Origin of the sequence: Altererythrobacter sp. H2, assembly GCF_035319885.1 — a bacterium.
Taxonomy (GTDB): Bacteria; Pseudomonadota; Alphaproteobacteria; order Sphingomonadales; family Sphingomonadaceae; genus 34-65-8.
This window is the reverse complement of the sequence record NZ_CP141285.1, coordinates 1,074,733-1,099,706: the sequence shown is the minus strand read 5'-3', so window position 1 is coordinate 1,099,706 and position 24,974 is coordinate 1,074,733. Positions and strand designations below refer to the sequence as shown.

The 24,974-nt window shown below is 66.7% G+C and carries 28 protein-coding genes; 11 read left to right on the top strand and 17 right to left on the bottom strand.

What is annotated here, in order from left to right:
* Positions 1-4: 4 nt before the first annotated feature.
* The 4 genes from U4960_RS05545 to U4960_RS05530 form a co-directional block, all read right to left on the bottom strand.
* Complete coding sequence (locus U4960_RS05545) at positions 5-703, bottom strand: aspartate/glutamate racemase family protein (RefSeq protein WP_324262577.1); 699 nt, start codon at positions 701-703, stop codon at positions 5-7.
* 93 nt (positions 704-796) lie between these two features.
* The gene (locus tag U4960_RS05540; RefSeq protein WP_324262576.1) at positions 797-1,783 is read right to left on the bottom strand and encodes an alpha/beta fold hydrolase; all 987 of its coding nucleotides are present in this window, start codon (positions 1,781-1,783) and stop codon (positions 797-799) included.
* Entirely contained in the window at positions 1,780-2,790 is a 1,011-nt protein-coding gene (locus U4960_RS05535) for an SO2930 family diheme c-type cytochrome (RefSeq protein WP_324262575.1), read from the bottom strand. The genes U4960_RS05540 and U4960_RS05535 overlap by 4 nt, the downstream gene beginning before the upstream one ends.
* Positions 2,787-3,998, bottom strand: coding sequence for a parallel beta-helix domain-containing protein (locus U4960_RS05530; protein ID WP_324262574.1), 1,212 nt, complete (start codon positions 3,996-3,998; stop codon positions 2,787-2,789). Before U4960_RS05530 ends, U4960_RS05535 begins: the two co-directional genes overlap by 4 nt.
* Positions 3,999-4,078: 80 nt before the next feature.
* Here U4960_RS05530 and U4960_RS05525 point away from each other — a divergent pair, with 80 nt between their 5' ends.
* A complete protein-coding gene (locus U4960_RS05525) occupies positions 4,079-4,495 on the top strand; it encodes a DUF2147 domain-containing protein (protein ID WP_324262573.1) in 417 nt (138 codons plus the stop codon).
* Between the two features lie 8 nt (positions 4,496-4,503).
* Here the strand turns inward: U4960_RS05525 and U4960_RS05520 are convergent, their stop codons facing one another.
* The 6 genes from U4960_RS05520 to U4960_RS05495 form a co-directional block, all read right to left on the bottom strand.
* Positions 4,504-4,821: a hypothetical protein gene (locus U4960_RS05520; RefSeq protein ID WP_324262572.1), complete on the bottom strand. Its 318-nt coding sequence runs from the start codon at positions 4,819-4,821 to the stop codon at positions 4,504-4,506.
* Positions 4,821-6,278, bottom strand: a complete 1,458-nt coding sequence (locus tag U4960_RS05515; protein ID WP_416379104.1) for an NAD(P)(+) transhydrogenase (Re/Si-specific) subunit beta — start codon at positions 6,276-6,278, stop codon at positions 4,821-4,823. The genes U4960_RS05520 and U4960_RS05515 overlap by 1 nt, the downstream gene beginning before the upstream one ends.
* 98 nt (positions 6,279-6,376) lie before the next feature.
* Positions 6,377-6,661, bottom strand: coding sequence for an NAD(P) transhydrogenase subunit alpha (locus tag U4960_RS05510; RefSeq protein ID WP_176267975.1), 285 nt, complete (start codon positions 6,659-6,661; stop codon positions 6,377-6,379).
* Positions 6,661-7,008, bottom strand: coding sequence for an endonuclease domain-containing protein (locus U4960_RS05505; RefSeq protein ID WP_416379103.1), 348 nt, complete (start codon positions 7,006-7,008; stop codon positions 6,661-6,663). Before U4960_RS05505 ends, U4960_RS05510 begins: the two co-directional genes overlap by 1 nt.
* Positions 7,009-7,127: 119 nt before the next feature.
* Positions 7,128-8,249, bottom strand: a complete 1,122-nt coding sequence (locus U4960_RS05500; protein ID WP_324262570.1) for an NAD(P) transhydrogenase subunit alpha — start codon at positions 8,247-8,249, stop codon at positions 7,128-7,130.
* A 10-nt stretch (positions 8,250-8,259) separates the two neighbouring features.
* The gene (locus U4960_RS05495) at positions 8,260-8,385 is read right to left on the bottom strand and encodes an aa3-type cytochrome c oxidase subunit IV (protein WP_324262569.1); all 126 of its coding nucleotides are present in this window, start codon (positions 8,383-8,385) and stop codon (positions 8,260-8,262) included.
* A gap of 160 nt (positions 8,386-8,545) precedes the next feature.
* Here U4960_RS05495 and U4960_RS05490 point away from each other — a divergent pair, with 160 nt between their 5' ends.
* Together U4960_RS05490 and U4960_RS05485 are read left to right on the top strand one after the other, a co-directional pair.
* Complete coding sequence (locus U4960_RS05490; RefSeq protein ID WP_324262568.1) at positions 8,546-9,964, top strand: sigma-54-dependent transcriptional regulator; 1,419 nt, start codon at positions 8,546-8,548, stop codon at positions 9,962-9,964.
* 43 nt (positions 9,965-10,007) lie between these two features.
* Positions 10,008-10,769: an SDR family NAD(P)-dependent oxidoreductase gene (locus tag U4960_RS05485; RefSeq protein WP_324262567.1), complete on the top strand. Its 762-nt coding sequence runs from the start codon at positions 10,008-10,010 to the stop codon at positions 10,767-10,769.
* Here the strand turns inward: U4960_RS05485 and folP are convergent.
* Positions 10,766-11,893, bottom strand: coding sequence for a dihydropteroate synthase (gene folP / locus U4960_RS05480; RefSeq protein WP_324262566.1), 1,128 nt, complete (start codon positions 11,891-11,893; stop codon positions 10,766-10,768). The genes U4960_RS05485 and folP overlap by 4 nt on opposite strands.
* A 251-nt stretch (positions 11,894-12,144) precedes the next feature.
* Here folP and U4960_RS05475 point away from each other — a divergent pair, with 251 nt between their 5' ends.
* Positions 12,145-12,444, top strand: coding sequence for a GIY-YIG nuclease family protein (locus U4960_RS05475; RefSeq protein WP_324262565.1), 300 nt, complete (start codon positions 12,145-12,147; stop codon positions 12,442-12,444).
* 193 nt (positions 12,445-12,637) lie between these two features.
* Here the strand turns inward: U4960_RS05475 and U4960_RS05470 are convergent, their stop codons facing one another.
* The 4 genes from U4960_RS05470 to U4960_RS05455 form a co-directional block, all read right to left on the bottom strand.
* Entirely contained in the window at positions 12,638-12,928 is a 291-nt protein-coding gene (locus U4960_RS05470) for a hypothetical protein (protein ID WP_324262564.1), read from the bottom strand.
* 204 nt (positions 12,929-13,132) lie between these two features.
* Complete coding sequence (locus tag U4960_RS05465) at positions 13,133-14,269, bottom strand: site-specific DNA-methyltransferase (protein ID WP_324262563.1); 1,137 nt, start codon at positions 14,267-14,269, stop codon at positions 13,133-13,135.
* Between the two features lie 200 nt (positions 14,270-14,469).
* A complete protein-coding gene (gene nhaA, locus U4960_RS05460) occupies positions 14,470-15,681 on the bottom strand; it encodes a Na+/H+ antiporter NhaA (protein WP_324262562.1) in 1,212 nt (403 codons plus the stop codon).
* 155 nt (positions 15,682-15,836) lie between these two features.
* Positions 15,837-16,010, bottom strand: a complete 174-nt coding sequence (locus U4960_RS05455) for a YdcH family protein (protein ID WP_324262561.1) — start codon at positions 16,008-16,010, stop codon at positions 15,837-15,839.
* Positions 16,011-16,117: 107 nt separating this feature from the next.
* Here U4960_RS05455 and U4960_RS05450 point away from each other — a divergent pair, with 107 nt between their 5' ends.
* The gene (locus tag U4960_RS05450; protein WP_324262560.1) at positions 16,118-17,017 is read left to right on the top strand and encodes a hydrogen peroxide-inducible genes activator; all 900 of its coding nucleotides are present in this window, start codon (positions 16,118-16,120) and stop codon (positions 17,015-17,017) included.
* On the opposite strand, the gene U4960_RS05445 is transcribed toward U4960_RS05450, so the two are convergent.
* Entirely contained in the window at positions 17,014-17,652 is a 639-nt protein-coding gene (locus U4960_RS05445) for a ribonuclease HII (RefSeq protein ID WP_324262559.1), read from the bottom strand. The genes U4960_RS05450 and U4960_RS05445 overlap by 4 nt on opposite strands.
* Here U4960_RS05445 and U4960_RS05440 point away from each other — a divergent pair.
* From U4960_RS05440 to U4960_RS05415, 6 genes are all read left to right on the top strand, one after another.
* Positions 17,651-18,820, top strand: coding sequence for a PQQ-dependent sugar dehydrogenase (locus tag U4960_RS05440; protein WP_324262558.1), 1,170 nt, complete (start codon positions 17,651-17,653; stop codon positions 18,818-18,820). The genes U4960_RS05445 and U4960_RS05440 overlap by 2 nt on opposite strands.
* 65 nt (positions 18,821-18,885) lie before the next feature.
* The gene (locus U4960_RS05435) at positions 18,886-19,404 is read left to right on the top strand and encodes a GNAT family N-acetyltransferase (RefSeq protein ID WP_324262557.1); all 519 of its coding nucleotides are present in this window, start codon (positions 18,886-18,888) and stop codon (positions 19,402-19,404) included.
* Between the two features lie 25 nt (positions 19,405-19,429).
* Entirely contained in the window at positions 19,430-19,978 is a 549-nt protein-coding gene (locus tag U4960_RS05430) for a DUF1285 domain-containing protein (protein WP_324262556.1), read from the top strand.
* Entirely contained in the window at positions 19,975-20,580 is a 606-nt protein-coding gene (locus U4960_RS05425; protein ID WP_324262555.1) for a CoA pyrophosphatase, read from the top strand. Before U4960_RS05430 ends, U4960_RS05425 begins: the two co-directional genes overlap by 4 nt.
* A complete protein-coding gene (locus U4960_RS05420; RefSeq protein WP_324262554.1) occupies positions 20,573-21,751 on the top strand; it encodes a CCA tRNA nucleotidyltransferase in 1,179 nt (392 codons plus the stop codon). The genes U4960_RS05425 and U4960_RS05420 overlap by 8 nt, the downstream gene beginning before the upstream one ends.
* Before the next feature lie 272 nt (positions 21,752-22,023).
* Positions 22,024-22,533 (top strand): hypothetical protein, encoded by a 510-nt coding sequence (locus tag U4960_RS05415; RefSeq protein WP_324262553.1) that lies wholly within the window; start codon positions 22,024-22,026, stop codon positions 22,531-22,533.
* Between the two features lie 72 nt (positions 22,534-22,605).
* Here the strand turns inward: U4960_RS05415 and parC are convergent, their stop codons facing one another.
* A complete protein-coding gene (gene parC / locus U4960_RS05410) occupies positions 22,606-24,900 on the bottom strand; it encodes a DNA topoisomerase IV subunit A (protein WP_324262552.1) in 2,295 nt (764 codons plus the stop codon).
* Positions 24,901-24,974 lie beyond the last annotated feature (74 nt).

The following is a 24,974-nucleotide window of genomic DNA, read 5'->3' as shown; positions in this document are numbered from 1 at the left end:
TTCCTCAGGCCTCTTCGCCAAGCAGCCAGTCGACCGCTTCCTCGCAATGGATCGTGGTCGAATCGTAAATAGGCAGCACGTTCGCATCGACATCGACGATCATGTCGAGCTCTGTGCAGGCGAGGACGATGGCCTGGGCCCCATCCTGTTCCTTTCGGGTGATGATCGTCTTCATCGTGCGTTCGGCATCGCGGGTCACCTTGCCCAACATCAGCTCGTCGTAGATGATCCGGTCCACCTGCTCGACGAACTCCATCTCCGGCGGCATCAGGTCAACCCCGTGGCCGACCAGGTGACGGCGATAGAAACTTTCCGTCATGACGTTGCGAGTGCCGATCAGGGCTGCCTGGATGGCACCGTCCCGCTGCATCCTGCGGCCGACAGCTTCGGCAATATGGATGATCGGGATATCCACTTGTGCCTGCACCCGGTCGAACACCCGGTGCATCGAATTGGCGCAGATCAGCAGCGCCCCTGCCCCCGCCTGCTCCAGCCGCTGCGCGCTATCGCCCAGCACTTCGGCTGCGTGGCTCCAGTCGTTCTCCTCGCGCAGGCCGTAGAGGCTGCGGAAATCGAGGCTTTCGATCAGCATCGGCGCGCTGGCCATGGGCACGGTACGGCGCTGCACCATGAGGTTGATCTTCTCGTAATAGTTGCGGGTCGAAACCCAGCTCATGCCGCCGATCAGGCCCAGTTTGCGCAAGGCCGCTGCCCCTTTTGAAAAATGTATGCGAGTGCCCGCCGTTTAGGGTGCAATCGTCGGCTACGTCCAGTGGTGATCGGGCGGTGACCGGGCTTAATCGGATTTTGGCGGCGCAGCGTGGGCGGCGAGCCACGGCGCGAGATCACCGAGCGTGGCGGCAGGGGCCTCTTCCTGCGGCAGGTGGCCGATCTTGGGATAGACCACCAGCGTACTCGCAGGCATGGTCCGGTCGAGCCAGCGCCCCGCCTCGACCGGGATCAACCGGTCTTCCTCGCCCCACAGGATCAGGGTCGGCGCGGCGATCCGGGCAATCTCGGCTTCGGAGAGCGGATCGTACGCATAGCCGAACCGCTTCAGGGTTGCCCGCCGGTTGCCGGGGTAGCGCAGCAGTTCCCAATATCGGTCCACGGCCTCTTCGGTTACGACCGACTTGACCGAGACGCTCTGATCCAGGCTCTGCGCGATCAGGCTGCGCGGCGTGATCTGTTCGACCAGCAGGTTGATCCCCGGCGTCTGGGCGATCTTGAAGCCGATATTGCCGCTGCTGCTGTCATCCTCTTTCTTCGCTTCGCCCCGAAGCATCGGGCCGCCGCTGGCGTCGACCAGCACCAATCCCGCCACCCGCTCCGGATGCGCCACTGCAAACGCCAGCGCGTGCTTGCCGCCCATCGAATTGCCACCAAGGATGAATCGGTCCAAGCCCAGCGCATCCGCCACTTCGAGGATATCGGCCACGTAATTGCTGCGGCTGTAATCATGCCGGGGGTCAGGCCCAGTCAAGCCGTGGCCAACCTGATCGAAGCGGATCACGCGATAATCGGCCTTGAGCGCCTGAGCCCAGGGTTCCCAGGTGTGCAGGTCGGCGTTGGAGCCGTGGAGCAGCATAATCGCGGGCGCATCTTTGGGCCCCTCGTCGCGCAGATGGACGGTCACGCCCTCGCCAATCGCCACGAATTGCGACGGCGCCCCGCCATACTTGGCGCGCATTGCCTCCGCGTCGGTATCAGGCGTGCGGAAGATCAGAAAGGCGATCACCAGCAGCGCGATAAGGGCGAGCAACCCGCGCAAGACCCATTTCATTGTGCTTCCATCTCCGCAATCCATTGCCGCACCACCGCTGTCCCGTCGCGGTCTATGGTCGAGGTGCCGATTTCGGGCATGACCACGCCCGGCTCCTTGCTCTCCATACGGTAGACCAGGATCGACTGGTCGGGCTTGCCCGGCAGGATGTCGAACAGGTGCCCGCCCGCCCCGCGCCCCGCCGCAACCGGGCGCTTCATCACGCCGAGCGCGACCGGCTCGTGCTGCTCCCAGCGCAGGTCGAGCCCCGAATTGGACGCGCCGCCACCGGGCTGGTGGCAGTGGGCGCAGTTTACGTCGAGGTAGGCACGGGCGTAGGGCGCAATCTCGGCCGCGCTGCTACGCCCGGTCCAGCGCGGCAGGCTGTCTGCCCCGGATGGCACGGCATCAAGGCGCCCGGCAGCGACCATCCCCTCAAGCCAGTCACGCGACAGGTTGCGCGCCTTGGGCCCGAGCGGGATCACCACGCCATCCTTGCTGTGACAGTCCTTGCACTGGTTCTTGTTGGGGATGCGATAACTGATCGCCTCACCGGCCGGGGTGGTCAGGTCCACCCGTCCGCCTGCCAGCGCCAGTGCGGCATCGGTCTGCCCGGCATTCCAGCGATAGGGCAAGGCCAGCCAGCCATCGGCCCGGTGGAGCAGCACCCGCGTCTCGATCAGGCGGCGATCTGGACCCTCGCCAAAGGCAAAGGTCTTGATGATGGCGCTGCCGACCGGGAATTGCAGCAGGCCGTCTCCGCCAGCGGCAAGCTGCGTCCCTTTCGGCACATAGACGAACCGCAGCTTCTCCGCGCCGTCAGACCAAAGCGGGGTGTTGAGGCTGTACTCTTCGACCCCGTAAGTCGCCGTCTGTGCCCGCAAGTCGGCGAAGAACCCATATTCGGACAGGGTGCGCGGCATCCCTTCCTGCACGGCCGCATCATTGACCGGCGCCGGGCTGCGCGCCGTCGCCATCGAGGCCAGCAGCGCCGCCAGCGCGATACCCAGGACGGCGCCCTGCCTCACCTGATCCGCGCTTCCAGTTCTGCCGGAGCGCCGATCCCGGCCATGTCCCACGGCTGGCCGAAAGTAGGGACGGCAAGCGGCCCGGGCTGCGCCTCGCCCAGCGACTGCCCTTGCCGGGTGAGGTTGAGCGACCAGCCCGGCACATCGCCCGCAGCCCGCAGTGCCGGCGTATCGGGGTCCTGCTGCAACCCGTCCCACAGGATAGGCGGCAATGTGCCCCCGAAAGCGGCCAGCAGCATCGCACCGCCGGGCAGGTCGGGATCGGTCGCGCCCAAATCGGTGACGTTGTCGGCAATCACCACTTCGCGCGGGAAGGGGTTGTAGCGCGCGTCTTCGAATTTCTGGGTGTAGGCGATCACCATGAAGGGCGCGGTCGGGTTGTCTTGCACCACATTGCCTTCGATCCACACATTCTCGTTCGCCATCACCATGATGCCGGTGCCGCGCGGCACCCCGGCCACGATATTGCCGGGAGGCGCGAAATTGGGGGTATTGTTACCAGCGACCAGGTTGTTCGTGACCAGCACGTTGCCCCCGCCCATCACCGGCAGGTCAGGCAGGTCGAACACCAGGATCCCGCCGGTGTTGCGGGTGACGTAGTTCTGGGTCACCACGGCATCGCGGCTGTTCTCGATCTCGATCCCGGCGACATTGTCGGTGGCGACCGAATTGCGCACGGTAATCAGCCGCGATTGCCCGACGTAGATGCCCGCATCCGACGCGCCCGAAACCTCGGAATGGCTGACCAGCACCCCGGTACTTTCGACCGGGTAGATACCGTAAGCCCCGTTTTCCGCCTTGGGCCCGCCGGTCCAGGTCACCCGGATGCGATGATAGACGATCATGTCCGCGCCCTTCGACTTGATCCCGTCCCCCTTAGGGTTCTCCAGCGCAAAATCGCGCAGGGTGACATTGTCGGAAGTGACCAGCAGCCCCTCGCCCGAGCCTTGCTGGGCGGTGAAATCGAGCACGGTCAGCTGCGGCCCGGCCCCGCGCACAGTCACTCCGTCCACCGCCAGGCTGAGCCCGTCGGTCAGCGCGAACCTGCCCGCGCCCAGCACGATTTCGTCGCCCGGCTCGGCCAGGATCAGCGCTTCCTGCAGCCGCTCCTGCGCACCCTCGCCCGCGTCAACCCGGTGCTCGGCTGCCACCAGCGGAGCGGCCAGCGCCGCGAGCGCGGCTGCACAGATCAGGTTCATCCTCGTCATGGCATTCCCTCCCTCTTGCCGCCATAGTGCGGCAAATCGGCGGCTCCGCCAAGGGGGGCGCGTCAGGACCGGGAGAACCCATGCGATCATCACTTGCGGCCGCGACTGCCCTGACCATGCTGTACCTTGCCAGCCCTGCGGCAGTGCAGGCGAGCCCGATCGAGGGCAACTGGAAGGCTGATGACGGCAAGTCGGTGATCCAGTTCTATCCCTGCGGCGCGCAGATGTGCGGGAAGATCGCCCGGTTCCTGGTGCCGGAACCCGCTGGCGGCGCGCGCGACACCGAGAACCCCGAGAAGGCCTTGCGGAACCGCAAGCTGCTCGGCCTCAGGATATTCTGGAACCTCGCCCCCCGCGGCACCCGCTTCAAGGGCAAGGGCTACAGCCCCGAAGATGGCCGCAACTTCAACGCCGAGGTCTGGCGCGAGGGGAACGTGCTGAAGGTCAAGGGATGTGTGCTGGTGATCTGCCGCACGGCGAGCTTCACCAGGGTCTGAATCCGGGCCTAGCCCAGCCCCACCGCGCACAGCGCCGCGGAACTGCTGGTCACCGTCAGCACTTCAGCATCGCCGACCCGCTGCACGCGCTCGACATAGCCCTTGAGCGTGGCGGGGCGCACCGGCTCTCCCTTGCGGGCTTTGAGGCCTTCGAGCTTGCGCAACTGGGCGATGGTCAGCCGGTCAACCATGCGCTCGGCCATGCAGGCGGAATTGCGCTCGTTCAGCCCCGCTTCGAGCAGCGCGCTTTTCACGCGGCTCTCGGCAATTGTCTCGACGCAGCCGGACAGGGCCAGCGCCGCACCGGCGACCAGCAGAACCCGCATCAGTGAGACAGCGCCTTCACGATATCTTCGACCATCTTCTTGGCGTCGGCCAGCAACATCACGGTCTGGTTCATGTAGAACACGTCGTTGTCGACCCCGGCATAGCCGACCCCGCCCATGCTGCGCTTGATGAAGAACACCTGCTTGGCCTTGTCGACGTCGAACACCGGCATGCCGTAGATCGGGCTGGTCTTGTCCGTCTTGGCGGCCGGGTTGACCACGTCGTTGGCGCCGATGATGAAGGCGACGTCGGCCTGGGCGAACTCGCTGTTGATGTCCTCCAGCTCGAACACTTCGTCATAGGGAACGTTGGCTTCGGCCAGCAGCACGTTCATGTGCCCCGGCATCCGCCCGGCGACCGGGTGAATGGCGTATTTGACCTCGACCCCGCGTGCCTTGAGCTGGTCGGCCATCTCCCGCAGCGCGTGCTGGGCCTGGGCCACGGCCATGCCGTAGCCGGGGATGATGATAACCTTCTCCGCCTGCTCCAGCATGAAGGCGGCATCGTCGGCGCTGCCCTGCTTGTAGGGGCGTTGCTCGCGCGCTTCTCCGCCGCTGGCGCTGGCATCCGCGCCAAATCCGCCCGCGATCACACTGATGAAGCTGCGGTTCATCGCCCGGCACATGATGTAGCTGAGGATCGCGCCCGAAGAGCCGACCAGCGCGCCGGTGATGATCATCGCGCTGTTGCCCAGCGTAAAGCCCATCGCCGCGGCCGCCCAGCCGGAATAGCTGTTCAGCATCGACACCACCACCGGCATGTCCGCCCCGCCGATGGGGATGATCAGCAGGAAGCCGATGGCGAAGGCCAGCACCGTCACCGCCACGATCAGCGGCAGGGTCTCGGCCGGAGCCGCCATGGCGAACAGGCCGGTCAGCACGATGATCGCGACCAGCGTGCCGAGGTTGATCACGTGTCGTGCGGGCAGCATGATCGGCGATCCGCTCATCTTGCCAGACAGCTTGAGGAAGGCGATGACCGAGCCGGAGAAGGTGATCGCACCGATGGCAATGCCCAGCCCCATCTCGATCTTGCTGACCGCGCCGATCCCGCCCTCCGGCGTCATCAGCCCGAAGGCTTCCGGATTGAGATAGGCGGCCCAGCCCACCAGCACAGCCGCGAGGCCGACCAGGCTGTGAAACGCCGCGACCAGTTCGGGCATCTGCGTCATGGCGATGCGGCGGGCGACGACCAGGCCGAATGCACCGCCGATGAAGATCGCCAGCCCGATTTCGGCGATGTTGGCAATGTCATGCGTCACCAGCGTGGTGACCATGGCAATCAGCATCCCGGCCATCCCGAAGCGGTTGCCGGTCCGGCTGGTCGAGGGGCTGGAAAGCCCGCGCAGCGCGAGGATGAAGAACACGCCCGAAACGAGATAGGCGAGCATGGCCCAGGCGGGGGTTCCGGTATCGCCGGTGGCGGCGGAGGCGGGAACAGCCCCGAACATCGTCATCCCAGCGAAAGCCGAGATCGCTGTCCATCTGGCGCGGAGCGTGCCGAAAACGATCCCAGCTTTCGCTGGGATGACGGACGTTGGGAAGAAGCGCACCATCACTTCTTCTCCTTCTTCTTGTACATCGCCAGCATCCGCTCCGTCACCGCAAAGCCGCCGAAGATGTTGACGCTCGCCAGCACCACGCCGAGCAGCCCCAGCCACTTGGCCGCCGGGCTCCCCGCCTCCGCCGCCGCAATCAGCGCGCCGACGATGATCACCGAGGAAATGGCATTGGTCACCGCCATCAGCGGGGTATGCAACGCCGGGGTCACCGACCACACGACGTAGTAGCCCACAAAGCAGGCCAGCACGAAGATGCTGAGAATTGAGATGAAGTCCATTAATGCGCCTCCCCGGCACGGGGAGGGGGACCAGCCGCAGGCTGGTGGAGGGGATTCGCCACACGCGCAACGATTGCGTCGGCAACGTTGGCCACATCGCGCAGCACGCGTTCAGCGGTAACCCTCAAGACCCGAAACCCGTTTTCCTTGATAAATTGAACACGTCGATCATCGAACTTTACCCGGTCAGGGTGATCATGCGCCGCGCCATCGATCTCGACCACCAACCGTTCTGCAAGGCAGCAGAAGTCAACCACGTAAGGGCCAATCGGATGCTGGCGGCGAAACTTGAACCCGCCCGGCCGCAGCCGCAGGCGTTGCCAAAGCATCTTCTCGGGGGCCGTCATATGCTTTCGCAAGTCCCGAGCGAGTTTGACCACCGGCCTTGCTACAAACCGGGAGTCCCCTCCACCGCGCTGCGCGCGGTCCCCCTCCCCGTCCCGGGGAGGCTGAGAGACTGCCCCATTCAACCCAGCAGCCTCTCGTTCACAACCTTGCCGCCCTGCGTCAGCCGCACGGCTGTGCCGATCTCCTCGTCGAGCACGGGCCGCCCTGCTTCCTTGTCCCAGAAGGCGGAGAGAAAGTTGTAGAGGTTGCGCGCAAACAGGGCGCTGGCGTCGGCGGCAAGATGCGCGGGCGTGTTGGAATAGCCCATCAGCTTGACCCCGTGACGTTCAACCACCTGGTCCGCCACCGAGCCTTCGACATTGCCGCCCTGGGCCACGGCAAGATCGAAGATCACGCTGCCCGGCTTCATCGACGCAATCTGTGCGTCGGTGATCAGCCTCGGAGCAGCACGCCCCGGGATCAGCGCGGTGGTGATCACGATGTCCTGCTTGGCAATATGGCCAGAAACCAGTTCAGCTTGCGCCTTCTGGTATTCCTCGCTCATTTCGGTGGCGTATCCGCCCGCGCCTTCGCCTTCGATCCCGGCGACATTCTCGACGAAGATCGGCTTGGCGCCGAGCGACTGGATCTGCTCTTTTGTGGCCGAGCGCACGTCGGTGGCCGAAACCTGCGCACCGAGCCGCTTGGCCGTGGCAATCGCCTGGAGGCCCGCCACACCCACGCCCATGATGAACACCCGGGCCGCCTGGACCGTGCCGGCCGCCGTCATCATCATCGGGAAGGCGCGGCCATATTCGTCTGCCGCCGTAATTACCGCCTTGTACCCGGCGAGGTTGGACTGGCTGGACAGCACGTCCATGCTCTGTGCGCGGGTGATGCGCGGCATGAACTCCATGCTCAACGCTTCGAGGCCGGCACCAGCATAGGCCTCAACCCGCTGCTTCTGCCCGAACGGATCGAAGGTCGCAGCCACCCATGCACCAGATGCGGCTCCGGCCAGCAAAGCCGGGTCGGGCGCCTGCACGCCGAGCACGATGTCCGCGCCTTTGACCGCTACAGCAGCCGGGCCGACTTCCGCCCCCGCTTCGCGATAGGCCTCATCGGTGATAGAGGCACTGACACCAGCGCCTTCCTCCACCGCCACGGATGCGCCCAGCGCGATGAACTTCTTCACCGTTTCCGGCGTGGCGGCAACGCGGGTCTCTCCGGACGCGCGTTCTTTCAGAATGGCGAGGCGCAAGCGGCGGCGCTCAGGTCGCGATCAGAGTGACGACGATGGCAGTGATGACCGCCACCAGCGGCACGGACCACTTCAGCAGGCCGATGAACCCTTCGTAGGTCTTCTCTGCTGACTTGATATCGTTGCCGGATGCCATGGAAATACCCTGTGTAATGGAACTCTCCTCCACGCTCTATCGCGGGGCTAGTCTCCCTTCAAGCCCGTGGCGACTATCGAAAGCCTTAAGCTGAACTTTACCCATCCGGTTTAGGGGCAATGTTCCGCTCCAGACACACCGGATCGTGGCAAGGGAACCGATGGCAACCGACGAATCGCGCCTGCTGATGCTGATCGATGATGAACCGGCACAGAGCCGGCTCATCACCGTCCTCGCCGCGCGCGAGGGCTGGCGCACGCTGGTGGTGAAAGATCCGGAAACCGCCATCGCCACTCTTGGCACACGGCAGGGGATGCAGCTTTGCGCCATCATCCTTGACCAGTGGGTCCCCGGCGATGACGCCTGCGAACTGATCCGCGAACTCAAGCAGCGCCGGCCTGCCCTGCCAATCCTGATGCTGACCACCAGCGCCAGCCCCCTGCTGGCGGTCGAGGCGATGCGCGCCGGGGCAACGGATTATCTGGTCAAGCCGGTCGCGCCTGACCGGCTGATGCAGGCGCTGCGCAGCGCGACCCGGCAGGAAGCCCCGCGGGACGAGCTCCAGCCGCTGACCGAAAAGTTCGACGCAACGCCGGATTTCGATGCGATGATCGGCAATGCGCCGGCCTTCCGCACCGCGCTGGCCAAGGCCGCAAAGGCCGCGCGCGGGCACGGGCACGTGCTGATCCAGGGCGAGAACGGCACCGGCAAGGACATGCTGCTGCGCGCGATGCAGGCGGCAAGCCCGCGCGTGCGTGCGCCGGTCCGCTTCGTCAACGTTCGCGGCGTGCCGGCCAACTCGGTCGAATCGCTGCTGTTCGGGCACGAACCCGGCGCTTTCCCGGGCGCGTTCGATCGCCAGATCGGCGCGCTCCAGCATTGCGATGGCGGCACGCTGGTGCTGGACGAGGTCGACCGCCTCCCCGAAGCCGTCCAGGCCAAGCTGGCGGACGTGCTGCTCCACGGCGTGGTCCGGCCGATCGGGGCGGGCCATGGCTACAAGGTCGATGTGCGCGTGCTGAGTGCCACCAACCTGCCCGTCGGCGAACTCGAGAGCGGCGGCTACTTCCATCCCGACCTGCTCGCCGCGCTGGCCCCGACCCGCATCACCCTGCCCCCGCTGCGCGAACGCCAGGGCGACATCGCCGCCCTTGCCCGCCACTTCCTCGCCCGCATCGGCGAGCAGCCGGGCCTGCGCGAGGTAACCATATCCGACAGCGCACTGGCCATGCTGGGGGCCTATTCCTGGCCCGGCAACGTGCGCCAGTTGCAGGCGGTGCTGTTCCGCGCCGCAGTGTTCTGCGAAGGCGAAGTGCTGACCTCCGACTGCTTCCCCCAACTGGCCACGCTGGTCGGCGAGGACCACGAGAGCGCCAGCCCGATGCAGCAGGGCGTGGGCGTCATGCTCTATGCCGAGGACGGCAACCTGCGTCCGCTGGAAGAGATCGAGGCCGACGTGATCCGCCTCGCCATCGGGCACTACCGCGGCCGGATGACCGAAGTCGCCCGCCGCCTCGGGATCGGCCGTTCGACCCTCTACCGCAAGCTGGCCGATCTGGGCATCGACAACGTCGCTTGATGACGCGCTTGATGGCGCAGGCTGGCCCGGCTAGGCGCGGCCCATGACCAACCCTCTCGACTTCTCCGGCCGCACCGCGCTCGTCACTGGCGCGGCTTCCGGCATTGGCGCGGCTTGCGCCCGCTGGCTCGACCGGCACGGCGCAGCCCACCTCGTCCTGGTCGACGTCGACGCAGCCGGCCTCGCCGCGCTCGACCTCTCCTGCTCCGCCGACCGGGTCACCGGCAGCGTCGCCGACCCCGACCTGTGGGCCCGGCTCGAGGCCGGGTGGGACCGGCTCGACCATGCCGTGGTCAACGCCGGGATCGGCGGCAGCGGCGAGATCACCGACCTCACCTTCGACGAGTGGCGCCGGGTGATGAGCGTCAACTGCGATGGCGCCTTCCTCACCCTCGCCGCCGCGCTGCGCGCGATGCGCAAGACCGGCGGCGGCAGCGCGGTCGTCACCGCTTCGGTGACCGGCATCAAGCCGGTCCCGGGCATCGGCCCCTACGGCGTGGCCAAGGCGGGCGTTGCCCACATGGCCCGCATCGCCGCAGCCGAGAACGCGAAGCACGGCATCCGCGTCAACGCCATCGCCCCCGGCGGCATCGACACCGCCATCTGGGACAGCGGCGACCAGTTCCGCGAGGCCGTCGCCAAGCACGGGCGCGAGGCCACCCTGAAGGGCATGGCCGCCACCACCCCGCGCGGCCAGTTCGCCACGCCCGACGAGATCGCAGGCGAGATCGGCTTCCTCCTCAGCGACATGGCCGCCAACGTGACCGGCCATGTCATGGTCAGCGACGGCGGCTACTCCTTCTAGACCCCCGGCAGCTCGCTGAAGTCGGTCAGCGCGGCATCGCGCAAGCCCCGCCACACGTTGCGCGCCTGGACCGTCTCGGCGACATCGTGGACGCGCAGCAGCTGCACGCCCGCCTCCATCCCCTTGAACGCCAGCGCCACGCTGCCGCCCAGCCGCTGGTGCGCGGGCGCCTCGTTGCTCAGGGCCCCGATCATCCGCTTGCGGCTGACCCCCAGCATCAGCGGCTGGCCCAGTGCATGGAACAGCGGTAGCGCGTTCAGCAATGCGAGGTTGTCCGCCACCGTCTTGCCGAACCCGATGCCCGGATCGAGCACGATCGCCTCCCGCGCGATCCCCGCCGCCAGCGCCGCATCGCGCCGCGCGCGCAGCCAGTCGAACACGTCGAGCACCACACTGGCATAGCTGCCCTGGTAGGCCGGGTTGTGGTGCAGGTCGTCGCCTTCGCCCGGCGCGTGCATCAGCACCACCGGGCAGCCATGGCGGGCGACGAACTCGGCGCTGCGCGGATCGTGGCGCAGCGCGGAGACGTCGTTGATCATGCTTGCGCCCGCCGCCAGCGCGGCTTCCATCACTGCCGGGCGGCGGGTGTCGACGCTGATCGCGGCGCCCATGCTGGCGCAGTACTCGACCGCCGGGATCACCCGCTTGAGCTCGTCCCCTTCCCACACCGCCGGTGCGCCCGGGCGGGTGCTCTCTCCGCCGATGTCGACCAGCGCCGCGCCTGCCTCCAGCATGGCGGCGGCATGGGCACGGCCGACCTCCGGGTCTTCGTGGAACTCGCCCCCGTCGCTGAAGCTGTCAGGCGTCACATTGAGGATGCCGACCACCTGCGGCTGGTCGAGCCGCACCGTGCGTGCCCCCAGTTGCAGCGGCGCATGGCTGCGCGCCAGGTTGGCCCACTGCTCCTGCGCGTCGGCGATGACGGCGTCCGGCAATGCAGCCAGCACGTCGGCAATGGTGTCCGCGCCCGCCAGCCAGCGGTCGGTTACCTTGCCCCCTTCCCGCAGGATCACCGCAAAGCGGCTGGCATAAGTGAGCCCGCCGGCGAGCTTCAGGGCATTGCCATGCTCGCTGTGCGGCGCCGGCACCATGGCGATCGGGCGGATGTAGACGGCTTGGTTCATGGTGTTACCGGGCTCATGTTACAGGGTGACATGGACCGCTTGTTACACAGTCCTGAGGCAAAAAACTTCGCCCGGTTCATGCCCCTTTGCGAGAGGCGGAGAAAGGGGCGAAGCGCGGTCATTCCACGGCTATGCCACGGGCCGGGGGCTGTAGGACAGGGGGGATTTGGAGCGGTCATTCGGCCTCTGCCTTACCGGCACTTGGTCACCCCGGGCTTGACCCGGGGTCCCGCTTCCTGTTCCCTCGCCCGATGGAGCGCGAAACCAGAGGCGGCTGGGTCTACCTTATGGCCGACCGCTATCGCGGCACGCTCTACCTGGGCGTCACGTCCGATCTGGCGTCACGGATCACCCAGCACCGCGACGGCAAGGGCTCGGCATTCTGCCGCCACCATGACCTCACCCGCCTCGTCTGGGCCGACCGCTGCGGCACCATCGAGGAGGCGATCGCGCACGAAAAACGCCTCAAGCGCTGGCGACGGGCGTGGAAGATCGAACTGATCGAGCAGGCGAACCCGGATTGGGACGATCTCTACGATACGCTGATCTAAGCGGGTCGACCTCAAACCACTCGTCACCCCGGCCCCCGAGCCGGGGTCCCGCTGTTCTTCGGAGCCCGGCGCTTCTGGGCCTAGAAGCGGGACCCCGGGTCAAGCCCGGGGTGACGAAGGGTGGAAGCGATGGTCTGGGTACAGGCAGGCTTGGGAGGATGGCGATTGTCGGAAACTGGGTGGAAAGTTGCCGTTAAACCCCACCACCGGAAACAATTACATAAGGCAAAATCGCGATCAGCCATGCGAACGACGCGACTAGCAATGCAGCAGGCCACCGCCTCGACGCATTACACACGCAGGCGAGAGCAAGTAGCGCCATCGCCATCAGCAATGGCAACAGGATTACAAAATCAATACTGGTGATGGTCGGCCAATCAGCGACTTCATCCACCAAGAAGGGCGTCAATTGGTTACGTCCCGCGAAGGCTAATCCAAGCCAAAGCAAAATGACGATCGCCGAGCTGATGTTCGCCACTCTCATGGGTTTATCTTATTGGGCGGGCTTCTTTCCGCAATGGGGTCGTTGCCCGAATGTCAGCTATGCACTCACCGGTCGCCCCTATCGTCACCCCGGGCTTGACCCGGGGTCCCGCTGTTCTTCAGGGCTAGGTGCTACTCCGCCAAGTAAGCGGGACCCCGGATCAAGTCCGGGGTGACGGAGTGAGGGAGCAAAGGGAAATCCCCCTCAATCCTCCACGCTCAGCAAATACAGCTGCCGCGCCGCGTCGATCGGTTTCACCTCTCCCGCCGCCTCGTAGTGCCAGAAGCTCCAGCCGTTGCAGCTCGGCGCGCCCTGGAGGTCCTTGCCGAGGCCGTGGATGCTGCCGGTTTGCGTGCCATAGGCCAGCGAGCCGTCCGCGCGCACGGTCGCCACCCAGCGGCGTTTCTTGTCGAACACCTGCGTGCCCGGCGCGATCAGGCCGGCTTCGACCAGCGCACCGAACGCCACCTTGGGGGCAGAGCGTGCGCTTTGCATGGTGGTGAGCGCAGATTCATCCAGCGGCAGCTCCTTGTCGATCCGGGCCAGTGCGGCCTTGCGGTAGACACCTTCGCGCTCGCACCCGATCCACTCGCGCCCCAGCCGCTTGGCGACCGCGCCGGTGGTGCCGGTGCCGAAGAATGGATCGAGCACCACGTCGCCTTTCTCGGTGGTCGAGAGCAGCACGCGGTAGAGCAGGCTTTCCGGTTTCTGGGTCGGGTGGACCTTGTGCCCGTCTTCCTTCAGCCGTTCCGCCCCGTTGCAGATCGGCAGGACCCAGTCGCTGCGCATCTGCAGTTCGTCGTTGAGTGTCTTCATCGCGCGGTAGTTGAAGTGGTACTTGGCCTTTTCGCCCTGGCTTGCCCAGATCAGCGTTTCGTGCGCGTTGGTGAAGCGGGTGCCCTTGAAGTTGGGCATCGGGTTGGACTTGCGCCACACCACGTCGTTGAGGATCCAGAAGCCCAGATCCTGCAGGATCGCGCCGACGCGGAAGATGTTGTGGTAGCTGCCGATCACCCACAGGGCGCCATCGGGCTTGAGAACCCGTTTCGCTTCCGTCAGCCAGGCCCTTGTGAAAGCGTCATAAACCGCGAAACTGTCAAACTGGTCCCAGTGGTCGGTCACCGCGTCGACATGGCTGCCGTCGGGCCGGTTGAGATCGCCGCCGAGCTGGAGGTTGTAAGGCGGATCGGCGAACACCAGGTCGACGCTGGCGGTCGGCAGGCGCCGCATCGCTTCCACGCAGTCGCCGTCAAGGATCTGCCCCAGCGGCAGCTCCGCATGCACGTCCGACGCCTGGGCAAAGGCGCGCGCGCGTGTTCTCGTGGTCTCGATGACCCCCATGTTTCGTTCCCTGTCCTTGCGAGTTATCCACAGGGTGAGTCCTCGCGGACTCCGCGTCAAGCACGAATGATCGCAGCTTATGGTTAACGGCCCGCTAACCTCGAGAGAACGAAAGGTGTCCGGCACAAGATGTTGAGTCCGGAGGGGTTTACGGGACTCGACATCCTGCGGTGTGGCATGAAAGACTCGGCTTTCCGGCCTCAGCCGATTTTTTCGGTGCGGACCGGATCGCCGCCTGCGCCCTTCAGAATCATGACCCCGGCAAAGGCCGCGATCAGCGATCCGGTCAGCACCCCGATCTTGACCTGGTCGATCAGGGCCGGGTCAGCGAAGGCCAGGTTGCCAATGAACAGGCTCATGGTGAAGCCGATCCCGGCAACCAGCGACAGGCCCCAGATATGGCGCCAGGTGATTCCGGCCGGCAGGCTGGACATGCCGCTCTTCACCGCCAGCCAGGCGAAACCGAAGATGCCGATCTGCTTGCCCAGGATCAGGCCCAGCGCGATGCCCAGCGGGAGCGGGGCCAGCGCGGCGGACGGCTCCAGCCCGGTGAGCGAGACGCCCGCGTTGGCGAGCGCGAAGATCGGCACGACGAGGAACGCCACCCACGGGTGCAGCGCATGCTCCATGTGCTCCAGCACGGCCTCGCCCTTGCGGTCATAGAGCGGCACGGTCATCGCAAGCGCCACCCCGGCCAGCGTGGCGTGGACGCCGGACTTGAGCACGAAGTACCATAGCACCGTGCCGAACACGATGTAGGGGATCGGCGAGGCCACCCGCGCCCGCCCGATCAGCGCCAGCAGCACCAGCACCGCAGCGGCGGCGAGCAGCATCGTGGTCTGCACGCCCGGGGTATAGAACAGCGCGATTATCGCGATGGCGCCGATATCGTCGATCACCGCCACTGCCAGCAGCAGCGCCTTGAGCGCCACCGGCACCCGGCTGCCGAGCAGGGCGAGCACGCCCAGGGCAAAGGCGATGTCGGTCGCCGCCGGGATCGCCCAGCCGTTGACGTTTTCCGGATAGTGCATGTTGATGGCGAGAAACACGAGCGCCGGCAGCGCCATCCCGCCGATCGCTGCGAACAGCGGCAGCGAGCTCTGCTGCCAGCTCGACAGCTGGCCTTCCAGCACCTCGCGCTTCACCTCCAGCCCGATCAGGAAGAAGAACAGCGCCATCAGCCCGTCGTTGATCCACAACAGGGCCGGCTTGACGATGCCGCCGCCGCCCACGGTCACCGCAACCTCGGTCGACAGCGCGCCGAAGTAGGCGGCGGAGAGCGGCGAATTGGCCAACACCAGCGCCAGGGCGGCGGCCACCATCAGCACGATCCCGCCCGCGCTTTCCTGCCTGAGGAACTCGCGCAGGGCGCGCGCTGCGGCAGTTGCGAATGCCGGAGGGGAGTTCAGCATGGCGTTATCTGGCCCTGTAGATTGCAGGCGGTCAAGAAAAATGGGCGGGCCAGGAAAGGGTCCGGCCCGCCCAAGTCGAGGAAGTTACGTCTATTTTCTGCGGCGTGCAGGGATGGGTTGGGGGGAGGGGAAGCTCCCTGCACGCCGCGCCACCATCAACGCGTGACGGGATGATTGCGTTGACGGATTTCCTCGATTCGGTCTTTCAGGCGCAAGCGCAGACGCTTGAGCACTTTCAGTTCTTCCTGTTTGCCCACGGCCTTGCTCGTGTCGATCATGCGGTCGAGCCGCCGATGGCGACGAACGAGCCGGTCGAGATAGCCTGTCATTGCGCGCTCCTGCATCAGGATTAATCCCCTGTTGCCATTCCATCTGGGCACCTGCGGGCAATAATTCCAATTGGAACTTGGCACCGGAATCGATAGACGTTGTCTATATGCCCAGCCTGCGCCAGCTTCAGTACCTCGTCGCTCTGGCCGACACCGCCAACTTCGGCTCGGCTGCGGCGGCCTGCCATGTGACACAGCCGACCCTGAGCCAGCAGATCAAGGAGCTGGAAGCCCGGCTGAAGGTGACGCTGGTGGAACGCGGCCGGCCTTTCCGCCTGACCCCTGCGGGCCGCGAGATCGTGGAGCGGGCGCGGCGAGTGCTGGCCGAGGTGGGCCAGATCCGAAAGGCGGCAGAGCGCAGCCGCACCGGGCTCGCCGGCACGATCCGGCTCGGCGTGTCGCCCACGCTCGGCCCCTATCTGATGCCGACCGCGATCGTCCGCCTGCATCGTGATTACCCCGCCCTGCGGCTCTATATCCGCGAAGGCATCCCCGACGACCAGCTGACCGAACTGCGCCGCGGCGAGATCGACATGCTGCTGGCCCCCCTGCCCTTTCCTTCCGGCGAACTGGAAGTCACCCCCTTGTTCAGCGAGCCGGTCCACCTGGTGGGTGCGCCGGACAATCCGCTGCTGGCCCGCCCGCGCCAGGACAAGGCCGAGCTCGCCGGGGCGCCGGTCCTCAGCCTCGACCGGCGGCACCACTTCCACCGCCAGGCGGAAGCGATCTGCGCCGAGCTGGATGCCGAGCTGCTGCGCGATTACGAGGGCACCAGTCTCGACAGCCTGCGCCAGATGGCGGGCTCGGGACTGGGCCTTGCCATCCTGCCCGAGCTCTACCTGCGGTCGGAGGCACCGGGCGAGGCCATGGTCAAACGGTTCGCCATCACCGGCTGGCGGGCCGAGCGGACCATCGCTGCCGCCTGGCGCAGCGATGCCGCCTATGCCGATGCCTATCGCGCCATTGCCGGGGTCGTCGCCACCGAAGCGCGCGAGATTCTGGCCTAGATCAGCACGAGCTGCGCCACCGGGGCAAAGCTGCGGCGGTGGAGCGGACAGGGTCCATGATCGCGCAGCGCCGTCAGGTGGTCCGGCGTGGGATAGCCCTTGTTGCGTTCCCAGCCGTAGTGCGGATAGCGCCCGGCAGCTTCGCACATGATGCGGTCGCGCCATTCCTTGGCCACGATCGACGCGGCAGAGATGCACGGCTCCAGCCCGTCGCCGCCGACAATCGCCCGCGCCGGCCAGCGCCAGCCGGCATCGCGCCCGGCCGGGGTCATGTTGCCGTCGATCAGGATGCTTCCCGGCTCGCAGCCGATGGCTTCGCACAGGCGGCTGACCGCCAGCGTCATCGCCCGCATGGTCGCCCCGAACACGTTGAGCCGGTCGATTTCGTCTGCCTCCACCACGCCCACGGCCCAGACGCAGGTGCGGCGGATCTGTTCGTCGAGCACGGCGCGCCGCTTGGCCGAAAGGCGCTTGGAATCGTCCAGCCCTTGCGGCGGACTCTTGCAAAGCACGACCGCAGCGGCAACAACAGGGCCTGCCAGCGGTCCGCGCCCTGCTTCATCCACCCCGATTTCGGGCGCGAGGTTCCCGGCCCGTTCTATGCCAGTCCAGTCTTTCGGAGTTGCGACAACCATGCTGACCTCATCACGCCCTGCGCTTGCCCTCATCCTATCCACGGCCGGGCTCGCGCTCGCAAGCTGCGGTTACGAGACAACCGGGGATGGCGGGCGCGATGCTGTCTCCACCCCGGCCCCGCAGCAAGGCGTGGTGCAGGGCCCGTTCCGGGTGACCGAGCACGGCACCTTCACCCGCCCCTGGGCCGCCGCGTTCGAGCCCGGCACCGGGCGGCTGTTTGTGACCGAGCGCCCTGGCACATTGAAACTGGTTGACCCGGCCACCGGCACCGCCACCACCGTCAGCGGCACCCCGCAGGTCGATTTCGGCGGACAGGGGGGCCTGGGCGACATTGCCTTTGCACCGGATTATGCCCGCAGCCGCGCCATTTATCTCAGCTGGGCCGAAGCCGGTGAGAACGACACCCGCGGCGCGGTGGTCGGGCGCGGCACGCTCGCCTGCTCGGGCAGCGATTGCCGGATCGAGGGCCTGAAGATTATCTGGCGGCAGGCACCCAAGGTCACCGGGCGCGGCCACTATTCGCACCGGATCGTGTTCAGCCCCGATGGCACGCACATGTTTGTCGCCAGCGGTGACCGGCAGAAGATGGACCCCGCGCAGGACAATGCCAACACGCTGGGCACGATCGTCCGCCTCAACCTCGACGGTACTCCGGCAGCCGGCAACCCCATCGCCGCCAACCCCGAAATCTGGTCCTACGGCCACCGCAACATCCTGGGCATGGCGTTCGATCCGCAAGGCCGGTTGTGGGAAGTCGAGCACGGCCCGGCTGGTGGTGACGAGCTCAACCTGGTCAAACCCGGCCTGAACTATGGCTGGCCGGTCGTGTCCGACGGTGATCATTACGATGGCAAGGCCATTCCCGACAATGACACCCGCCCCGATCTCGCCAAGCCTGCGCTCGGCTGGACCCCGGTCATCGCGCCGGGCAACATGATCATCTATGGCGGCGACAGGTTCGGCGCGTGGAAGGGCCAGGCGCTGATTTCAGGCCTCTCCAGCAAGGCGCTGGTACGTGTCACCTTCGACGGCGAAGGCGCCCGCGAGGCGGAACGCTATGCCTTCGACAAGCGGCTTCGGGCCGTGGTCGAAGGGCCGGACGGTGCGCTGTGGGTGCTGGAAGACGGCGAAGGGGCAAGGCTGCTCAGGCTGGTTCCGGCAAGCTGATCCAGCCCCCGGCCAAGGTGAAATTCATCGACAGCCACCCGCGCCGCTCCTAAGCGGCGCGGCCCATGGCGACGCTTATTCCCCTTGCCCAGGTCGATTCTGACCTGATCGAGCAGCTGCTCGATGTGGCCTTCGGGCCTGACCGGCACGCGCGCACGGCCTACAGGATGCGGGCGGGCATGGACTGGCTACCCGCGCTAAGCTTCGCCGCGCTGGACGAGGATGACTGGCTGGTCGGCACGATCCAGATCTGGCCGCTCGCCCTGACCGCGCCCGACGGCCGCGCCCATCCCATGCTGATGGTCGGCCCGGTCGCGGTTGTGCCGGAGCATCAGGGGGAAGGTTATGGCAAGGCGCTGATGCTGGCCGCCTTGCAGGCCGTGGCCGATACAAGTGCGCCGGGCGCTGCCCTGCCGCAGGTGATGATCGGCGACGAGCCCTATTACGGCCGCTGGGGCTTCACCGCCGCCCCCACCGCAGGCTGGCGCTGCCCGGGCCCGTGGGAGCCCACCCGCCTGCTGGTGCGGTGCGACAATCCGGCCATATTGCCGCCGGAAGGTATGCTCGGCCCTTGGAATGGCTGACGCCTTCTGGCATCGCTGACCCGCCATGCCATACGAGCCGCCCCCCTATCTTGCCGAACTGACCCTGGCGGAGATCGCCGAGCAGGTTGCTGCGCGCAAGTTGCCGGCGGTGGAAGGCTGGGCACCGCAGCAGGTGGGCGAGAGCGACATGCGGATCGCGGCGGACGGGAGCTGGTGGCACCAGGGTGGCCGGATCACCCGCGATGCCATGGTGCGCGCCTTTTCCGGCCTGCTCACCCGCGATGACAGGGGCCAGCACTGGCTCGCCTCCCCGTTCGAGAAACTGTCTATTGCCGTAGAGGACGCCGCCTTCATCGCGACCGATGTGAAGCAGGAGGAAGGCGCACTGGTATTCCGGCTCAACACTGACGAGCTGGTAATTGCCGGACCGGACAACCCGCTGCGCGCGGCGGGCGATGTCGAAACGCCGGCCCTCTACCTCTCGGTGCGGCGCGGGTGCGAGGCGCGGCTCAACCGCAGCACCTGGCAGCAGCTGGCCGAGATCGCGCTGGCCGAGGGTGATGACTGGCAGGTCGAGAGCCTGGGCGCGCGCTTCTCGCTGGTGCCGCGGTGAGCGAACTGTTCGAGCGCCTCGCCGACCTGTTCGAGCGCGGCCACCGCGCGCCTGTCGACGGGCTGCTGAGCGACGACCGCTTCGCCCGCGCCAGCCGCACCGCCGATGCCGCCGTGCTGATCGCGGTGACCGAACGGCCCGATCCCGGCGTGATCCTCACCCGCCGTCCCCACACCATGCGCGATCATCCGGGGCAGGTTGCCTTCCCCGGCGGCAAGCTCGACCCGGGCGAGGACGCGGTGCGCGCAGCCCTGCGCGAGGCACACGAGGAGCTGGCAATCGACCCCGCCCACGTGCGCGTGATCGGCACGACCGACCGCTACCAGACCGGTACCGGGTTCGACGTCACTCCGGTGCTGGCGCTGGTTCCGCCCGACCTGCCGATCGTGCCCAACCCGCACGAGGTCGATGCCTGGTTCGAGGCCCCCTTGCGCGTGCTGCTGGAGCGTGAGCACTGGAGCGAGCACGAGGTGTTCTGGGAGGGCGCCGACCGCCGCTATCTCCAGCTCGACTGGCAGGGCTTCCGCATCTGGGGCGTGACCGCGGCGATCATCGCCAACCTGGCGCGGCGGCTTGAAATCAGGGAACTGCTCGATGGCTGAGCGCCTGCCCGCCGCCCCCTGGACCGCGCGCGAGGATCTCGCCGCGCTGGTCGCAGCCCTGGGTGCAGACAATGTCCGCTGGGTTGGCGGGGCGGTGCGCGACACGCTGCTGGGCCACCCGGTCAAGGACATCGACGCGGCCACGCCGCTGCGCCCGCAAGAGGTGATCGAACGGCTGGCGGCGGCGGGCATCCGCACTGTGCCGACCGGGATCGAACACGGCACGATCACCGCGCTGCTGGCGGGCGGCCCGGTGGAAGTCACCACCCTGCGGCATGACGTTTCGACCGATGGCCGCCGCGCCACGGTCAGCTTCGCCAGCGACTGGCGCGACGATGCCGCGCGGCGCGATTTCACCATCAATGCGCTCTATGCCGACCCGGCAACCCTGGAGATTTCCGACTGGTTCGGCGGGCTCGACGATCTTGCCGCGCGGCGGGTGCGCTTCATCGGCGATGCCCACCAGCGCATCCGCGAGGACCATTTGCGGATCCTGCGCTATTTCCGTTTCCAGGCCCGGTTCGGTGCGCAGATCGATGCGGCCTCCGAGCAGGCCTGCCGCGACCTGGCGCACACCCTGAAGGGGTTGAGCCGTGAACGGGTGGCGATGGAGCTGCTGGCGCTGCTCGCCCTGCCCGATCCGTCGCCTACGGTGGAGCGGATGGCCGGGCTGGGCGTGATCGACGTGGTGCTGCCGGAGGCAGGCCGCTGCGGTTTGGAGGCCTTGCGCGCGCTGGTGGCAGCGGAGCAGGCAGCGGGTGTCGAAGCCAGCCCGCTACGCCGCCTCGCCGCTTTGCTGCCACCCTCGCCTGCGGTCGCGGAAACTGTCGCCGCGCGCCTGCGCCTGTCCCGGTCCCAGCGCGCCCGGCTGATCGCTGCTGCGGGCCGGCTGGACAGTGACCGCGAGAACCCCCGCGCCCTCGCCTATGCCGAGGGGATCGACAGCGCGGTCGACCGGCTGCTGCTGGCGAGCGCCGATCCGACAGCGGTGCTCGGCTGGCAGGTGCCCGACCTGCCGCTCAAGGGTGGTGAGATCGTGGCAAACGGCGTAGGCGCCGGACCGGAAGTAGCGCGAACCCTGCGCGAGGTGGAGCGGCGCTGGATCGGCGAAGGCTTCCCGGCGCGCGAACGGGTGCTGGAACTGCTCTCGGAGGTTCTGTCCGACCGGTGAAACCACGGCTTGTCCCGCCTCAAGCCCGATCCACCCCCTTTTGCCTTGCCTTGTTTCCCTGGGGCCGCACATTGATGGCAAGCGCCCATCCATCCGGACGGCGCGACGTGGCACCGCAGCGTGCCGCTTGGGGGTGACTGCTTTCGCGGTCGCTGGGGAAATCGCCAAGGGACCACTCGTCCCGTTTCTCTCGCCCCCTGTTCAACATTAGTCGCGTCCCGTGGCCGCCTGGCCGCCGGTCTGCACCGCGTGGCGCGAACGGAGACATACCGATGAACATTGCCAAGCTTGCCCTTATTCCTGCGGCCCTGCTCGCCTTTGCGCCTGCTGCCCTGGCTGCCCCGCCCGCTGTCGGCGCGACCGTCTATGGTCCGCAGGGTGGCGAAGTCGGGAAAGTCGAACAGGTGGACGGCCAGACCGTGATCCTCGACACCGGCAAGCACAAGGTGCCGCTGGGCGTCGATGCCTTCGGCCAGGGCGAGACTGGCCCGACCATCACCGTGACCCGCGCGCAGCTCGACACCATGATGGACCAGCAGCTGGCCGAAGCCGCTGCCGCGCGGGATGCTGCGCTGGTGCCGGGCACGGCAGTCGTCTCGGCTGACAGCCAGCCGATCGGCACGATTGAATCGGTAGAGAACGACAACGTCGTGCTGGCTATGAATGATCAGAAGGTGGCGCTGATGCGTGAGCACTTCGCCGTGACTGAAACCGGGCTGATGGCCCTTTTCACCACCGCGCAGCTGCAGGAAGCGATTGCCAAGGCGGCATCGGGCGCCTGATTGCCATACCACTGAATACCGCAAGGGCCGGGCAGCACTTCAAGGTGTCGCCCGGCCTTTTCTATGTGCCACTCAGAACCTGTTGTCGCGGGGGAAGCCCTGCGGCGGCATCCGCCCTGCGGCACCGCGCGCCACCTTCCACTGCCAGATCTCGGTCTCGGTCCGGGTCCGGTCACCCTTGCCGCCCATCTGCCAGCTCAAGCCATCCTCCAGTCTGAAGGTGATCGCATCGGCCAGCCCGCCGTCGCGGTAGCGCTGGAGCGCAACCCCCTGCCCGCGGGCCATCATCGGCAACTCCTCGAGGTTGAACACCACCAGCTTGCGGTTGTCGCCCACCACCGCGACGTGATCGTGCGCCTCGGCAATCTCGCGCACGACGCGCAGGCGGACCTTGTCCTTGAGATTGACCACCTGGCGGCCCTTGCGCGTCTCGGCGAGGATCTCGTCGGTCAGCGCGGCAAACCCCTTGCCACTGGTCGCGGCGAGCAGGAGCTGGGTCTTGGGCCGGTGGACCACCACGGCAATGATCTGCGCCTCGGCATCGATGTCGAGCATGGTGCGGATCGGCTCGCCGAAGCCGCGCGCGCCGGGCAGCTTGTCACAGCCCAGCGTAAAGAACCGCCCGTTATCCGCCGCGATCAACAGCTTGTCGGTGGTCTGCGCATGGAGCGCAAAGGCGGGCCCGTCACCTTCCTTGTACTTGTATTCGCGGTCCAGCGGTTCATGCCCGCTCGCCCCCCTGATCCAGCCCTTCTGCGACAGGATCACCGTGACCGGCGCTTTCTCGATCATGGCGTCCATGCTGAATTCGACCGTGGGGGCGGCTTCGGCAATGGTAGTACGGCGGCGGCCGAGCGGGGTATCTTCGCCATATTCCTTGCGCAAACTGGCAAGATCACGCTTCAGCCGGGTGCGCTGGCGGGCCGGGCTATCGAGCAGCTTGTGCAGTTCATCCTGCTCGGCCAGGAGCTTGTCCTTCTCCTGCCGCAGCTCCATTTCTTCCAGCTTGCGCAAACTGCGCAGCCGCATGTTGAGGATCGCTTCGGCCTGGCGGTCGGTGATGCCGAATTCGGCCATCATCACCGGCTTGGGCTCGTCCTCGGTCCGGATGATCTCGATCACCCGGTCGAGGTTGAGGAAGGCGATGATGTAGCCTTCGACCAGCTCCAGCCGGGCAGCGATCTTGTCCAGCCGGTGGCGGGCGCGGCGCTGGAGGATGTCGATCTGGCTGGCGACCCAGTGGCCCAGCAGTTCCTTCAGCCCCATCACCATCGGCGTGCGGGTGGCATCCAGCACGTTGAGGTTGAGCCCGAAACGGGTCTCGAGGTCGGTCAGCTTGTAGAGCGATTCCTTGAGCAGCTCGGGATCGACATTGCGGCTCTTGGGCACCAGCACGATGCGGATCGCCTCGTCGCTCTCGTCGCGCACGTCCTCCAGGATCGGCAGCTTGCGGTCGCCGATGGCCTGCGCGATCTGCTCGATCAGCTTGCCCTTGGGCACCTGGTAGGGGATTTCGCTGATGACCAGCTGCCACTGCCCGCCGCCCAGCCGCTCGATGCCGGCCTGGCGATCCGCCTCTTCCTTCGCTTCGGCGGCATGGAACCGGCCGCGAATGCGGAACGATCCGCGCCCGGTGGCATAGGCGGCGGAAATGGCGGCGGCACTGTCGACGATCAGGCCGCCAGTCGGCAGGTCCGGGCCGTGGAACAGCTCCATCAGCCGCTCATGCTCGACGTGCGGATTGTCGATCAGTTCGAGCGCCGCATCGATGATTTCCGCCACGTTGTGGCTCGGGATGTTGGTCGCCATGCCGACCGCGATCCCGCTTGATCCATTGGCGAGCAGGTTGGGGAACAGCCCCGGAAACAGCGCCGGCTCCTCTTCCTCGCCGTTGTAGGTCGGCACGAAATCGACCGTGCCTTCGTCCAGCCCGTCCATCAGGCGCATTGCCGTCTTGGTCAGGCGCGCTTCGGTATAGCGATAGGCAGCGGCATTATCGCCGTCGATATTGCCGAAGTTCCCCTGCCCTTCGACCAGCGGGTAGCGCAGCGCAAAGTCCTGCGCGAGGCGGACCATCGCATCATAGGCGGCGACATCGCCGTGCGGGTGGTATTTGCCGATTACCTCGCCGACCACGCGGGCCGACTTCTTGAAGGCGCTGGCCGGATCGAGCTTGAGCTGGCGCATGGTCCACAGCAGGCGGCGATGGACCGGCTTCAGGCCGTCACGCAGGTCGGGCAGCGAGCGCGCGGTAATGGTCGACAGCGCATAGACCAGGTAGCGTTCAGACAGGGCGCTGTCGAACGGCGCATCGACGATGGCGTCGAAAGGGTCCTTTTCGGTTCCGGTGTCGTCAATGGTGGTCATGCGGCTCGCCCTATCACCGCAACCGTCTGCCTAGAAGGTGGAACAGGCGGCTTTTCCCACGCGTTGCGAGCAGG

What these genes read in the sequence shown, in the direction of transcription:
- nhaA (WP_324262562.1), bottom strand. Translation starts at nt 15,681, where the DNA reads ATGCTGAACTCCCCTCCGGCATTCGCAACTGCCGCAGCGCGCGCCCTG.
- U4960_RS05470 (WP_324262564.1), bottom strand. Translation starts at nt 12,928, where the DNA reads ATGAGAGTGGCGAACATCAGCTCGGCGATCGTCATTTTGCTTTGGCTT.
- folP (WP_324262566.1), bottom strand. Translation starts at nt 11,893, where the DNA reads ATGAACCAAGCCGTCTACATCCGCCCGATCGCCATGGTGCCGGCGCCG.
- parC (WP_324262552.1), bottom strand. Translation starts at nt 24,900, where the DNA reads ATGACCACCATTGACGACACCGGAACCGAAAAGGACCCTTTCGACGCC.
- U4960_RS05435 (WP_324262557.1), top strand. Translation starts at nt 18,886, where the DNA reads ATGGCGACGCTTATTCCCCTTGCCCAGGTCGATTCTGACCTGATCGAG.
- U4960_RS05525 (WP_324262573.1), top strand. Translation starts at nt 4,079, where the DNA reads ATGCGATCATCACTTGCGGCCGCGACTGCCCTGACCATGCTGTACCTT.
- U4960_RS05510 (WP_176267975.1), bottom strand. Translation starts at nt 6,661, where the DNA reads ATGGACTTCATCTCAATTCTCAGCATCTTCGTGCTGGCCTGCTTTGTG.
- U4960_RS05540 (WP_324262576.1), bottom strand. Translation starts at nt 1,783, where the DNA reads ATGAAATGGGTCTTGCGCGGGTTGCTCGCCCTTATCGCGCTGCTGGTG.
- U4960_RS05450 (WP_324262560.1), top strand. Translation starts at nt 16,118, where the DNA reads ATGCCCAGCCTGCGCCAGCTTCAGTACCTCGTCGCTCTGGCCGACACC.
- U4960_RS05490 (WP_324262568.1), top strand. Translation starts at nt 8,546, where the DNA reads ATGGCAACCGACGAATCGCGCCTGCTGATGCTGATCGATGATGAACCG.
- U4960_RS05415 (WP_324262553.1), top strand. Translation starts at nt 22,024, where the DNA reads ATGAACATTGCCAAGCTTGCCCTTATTCCTGCGGCCCTGCTCGCCTTT.
- U4960_RS05445 (WP_324262559.1), bottom strand. Translation starts at nt 17,652, where the DNA reads ATGGTTGTCGCAACTCCGAAAGACTGGACTGGCATAGAACGGGCCGGG.
- U4960_RS05495 (WP_324262569.1), bottom strand. Translation starts at nt 8,385, where the DNA reads ATGGCATCCGGCAACGATATCAAGTCAGCAGAGAAGACCTACGAAGGG.
- U4960_RS05505 (WP_416379103.1), bottom strand. Translation starts at nt 7,008, where the DNA reads ATGACGGCCCCCGAGAAGATGCTTTGGCAACGCCTGCGGCTGCGGCCG.
- U4960_RS05475 (WP_324262565.1), top strand. Translation starts at nt 12,145, where the DNA reads ATGGAGCGCGAAACCAGAGGCGGCTGGGTCTACCTTATGGCCGACCGC.
- U4960_RS05485 (WP_324262567.1), top strand. Translation starts at nt 10,008, where the DNA reads ATGACCAACCCTCTCGACTTCTCCGGCCGCACCGCGCTCGTCACTGGC.
- U4960_RS05440 (WP_324262558.1), top strand. Translation starts at nt 17,651, where the DNA reads ATGCTGACCTCATCACGCCCTGCGCTTGCCCTCATCCTATCCACGGCC.
- U4960_RS05520 (WP_324262572.1), bottom strand. Translation starts at nt 4,821, where the DNA reads ATGCGGGTTCTGCTGGTCGCCGGTGCGGCGCTGGCCCTGTCCGGCTGC.
- U4960_RS05455 (WP_324262561.1), bottom strand. Translation starts at nt 16,010, where the DNA reads ATGACAGGCTATCTCGACCGGCTCGTTCGTCGCCATCGGCGGCTCGAC.
- U4960_RS05530 (WP_324262574.1), bottom strand. Translation starts at nt 3,998, where the DNA reads ATGACGAGGATGAACCTGATCTGTGCAGCCGCGCTCGCGGCGCTGGCC.
- U4960_RS05515 (WP_416379104.1), bottom strand. Translation starts at nt 6,278, where the DNA reads ATGACGATGTTCGGGGCTGTTCCCGCCTCCGCCGCCACCGGCGATACC.
- U4960_RS05420 (WP_324262554.1), top strand. Translation starts at nt 20,573, where the DNA reads ATGGCTGAGCGCCTGCCCGCCGCCCCCTGGACCGCGCGCGAGGATCTC.
- U4960_RS05430 (WP_324262556.1), top strand. Translation starts at nt 19,430, where the DNA reads ATGCCATACGAGCCGCCCCCCTATCTTGCCGAACTGACCCTGGCGGAG.
- U4960_RS05465 (WP_324262563.1), bottom strand. Translation starts at nt 14,269, where the DNA reads ATGGGGGTCATCGAGACCACGAGAACACGCGCGCGCGCCTTTGCCCAG.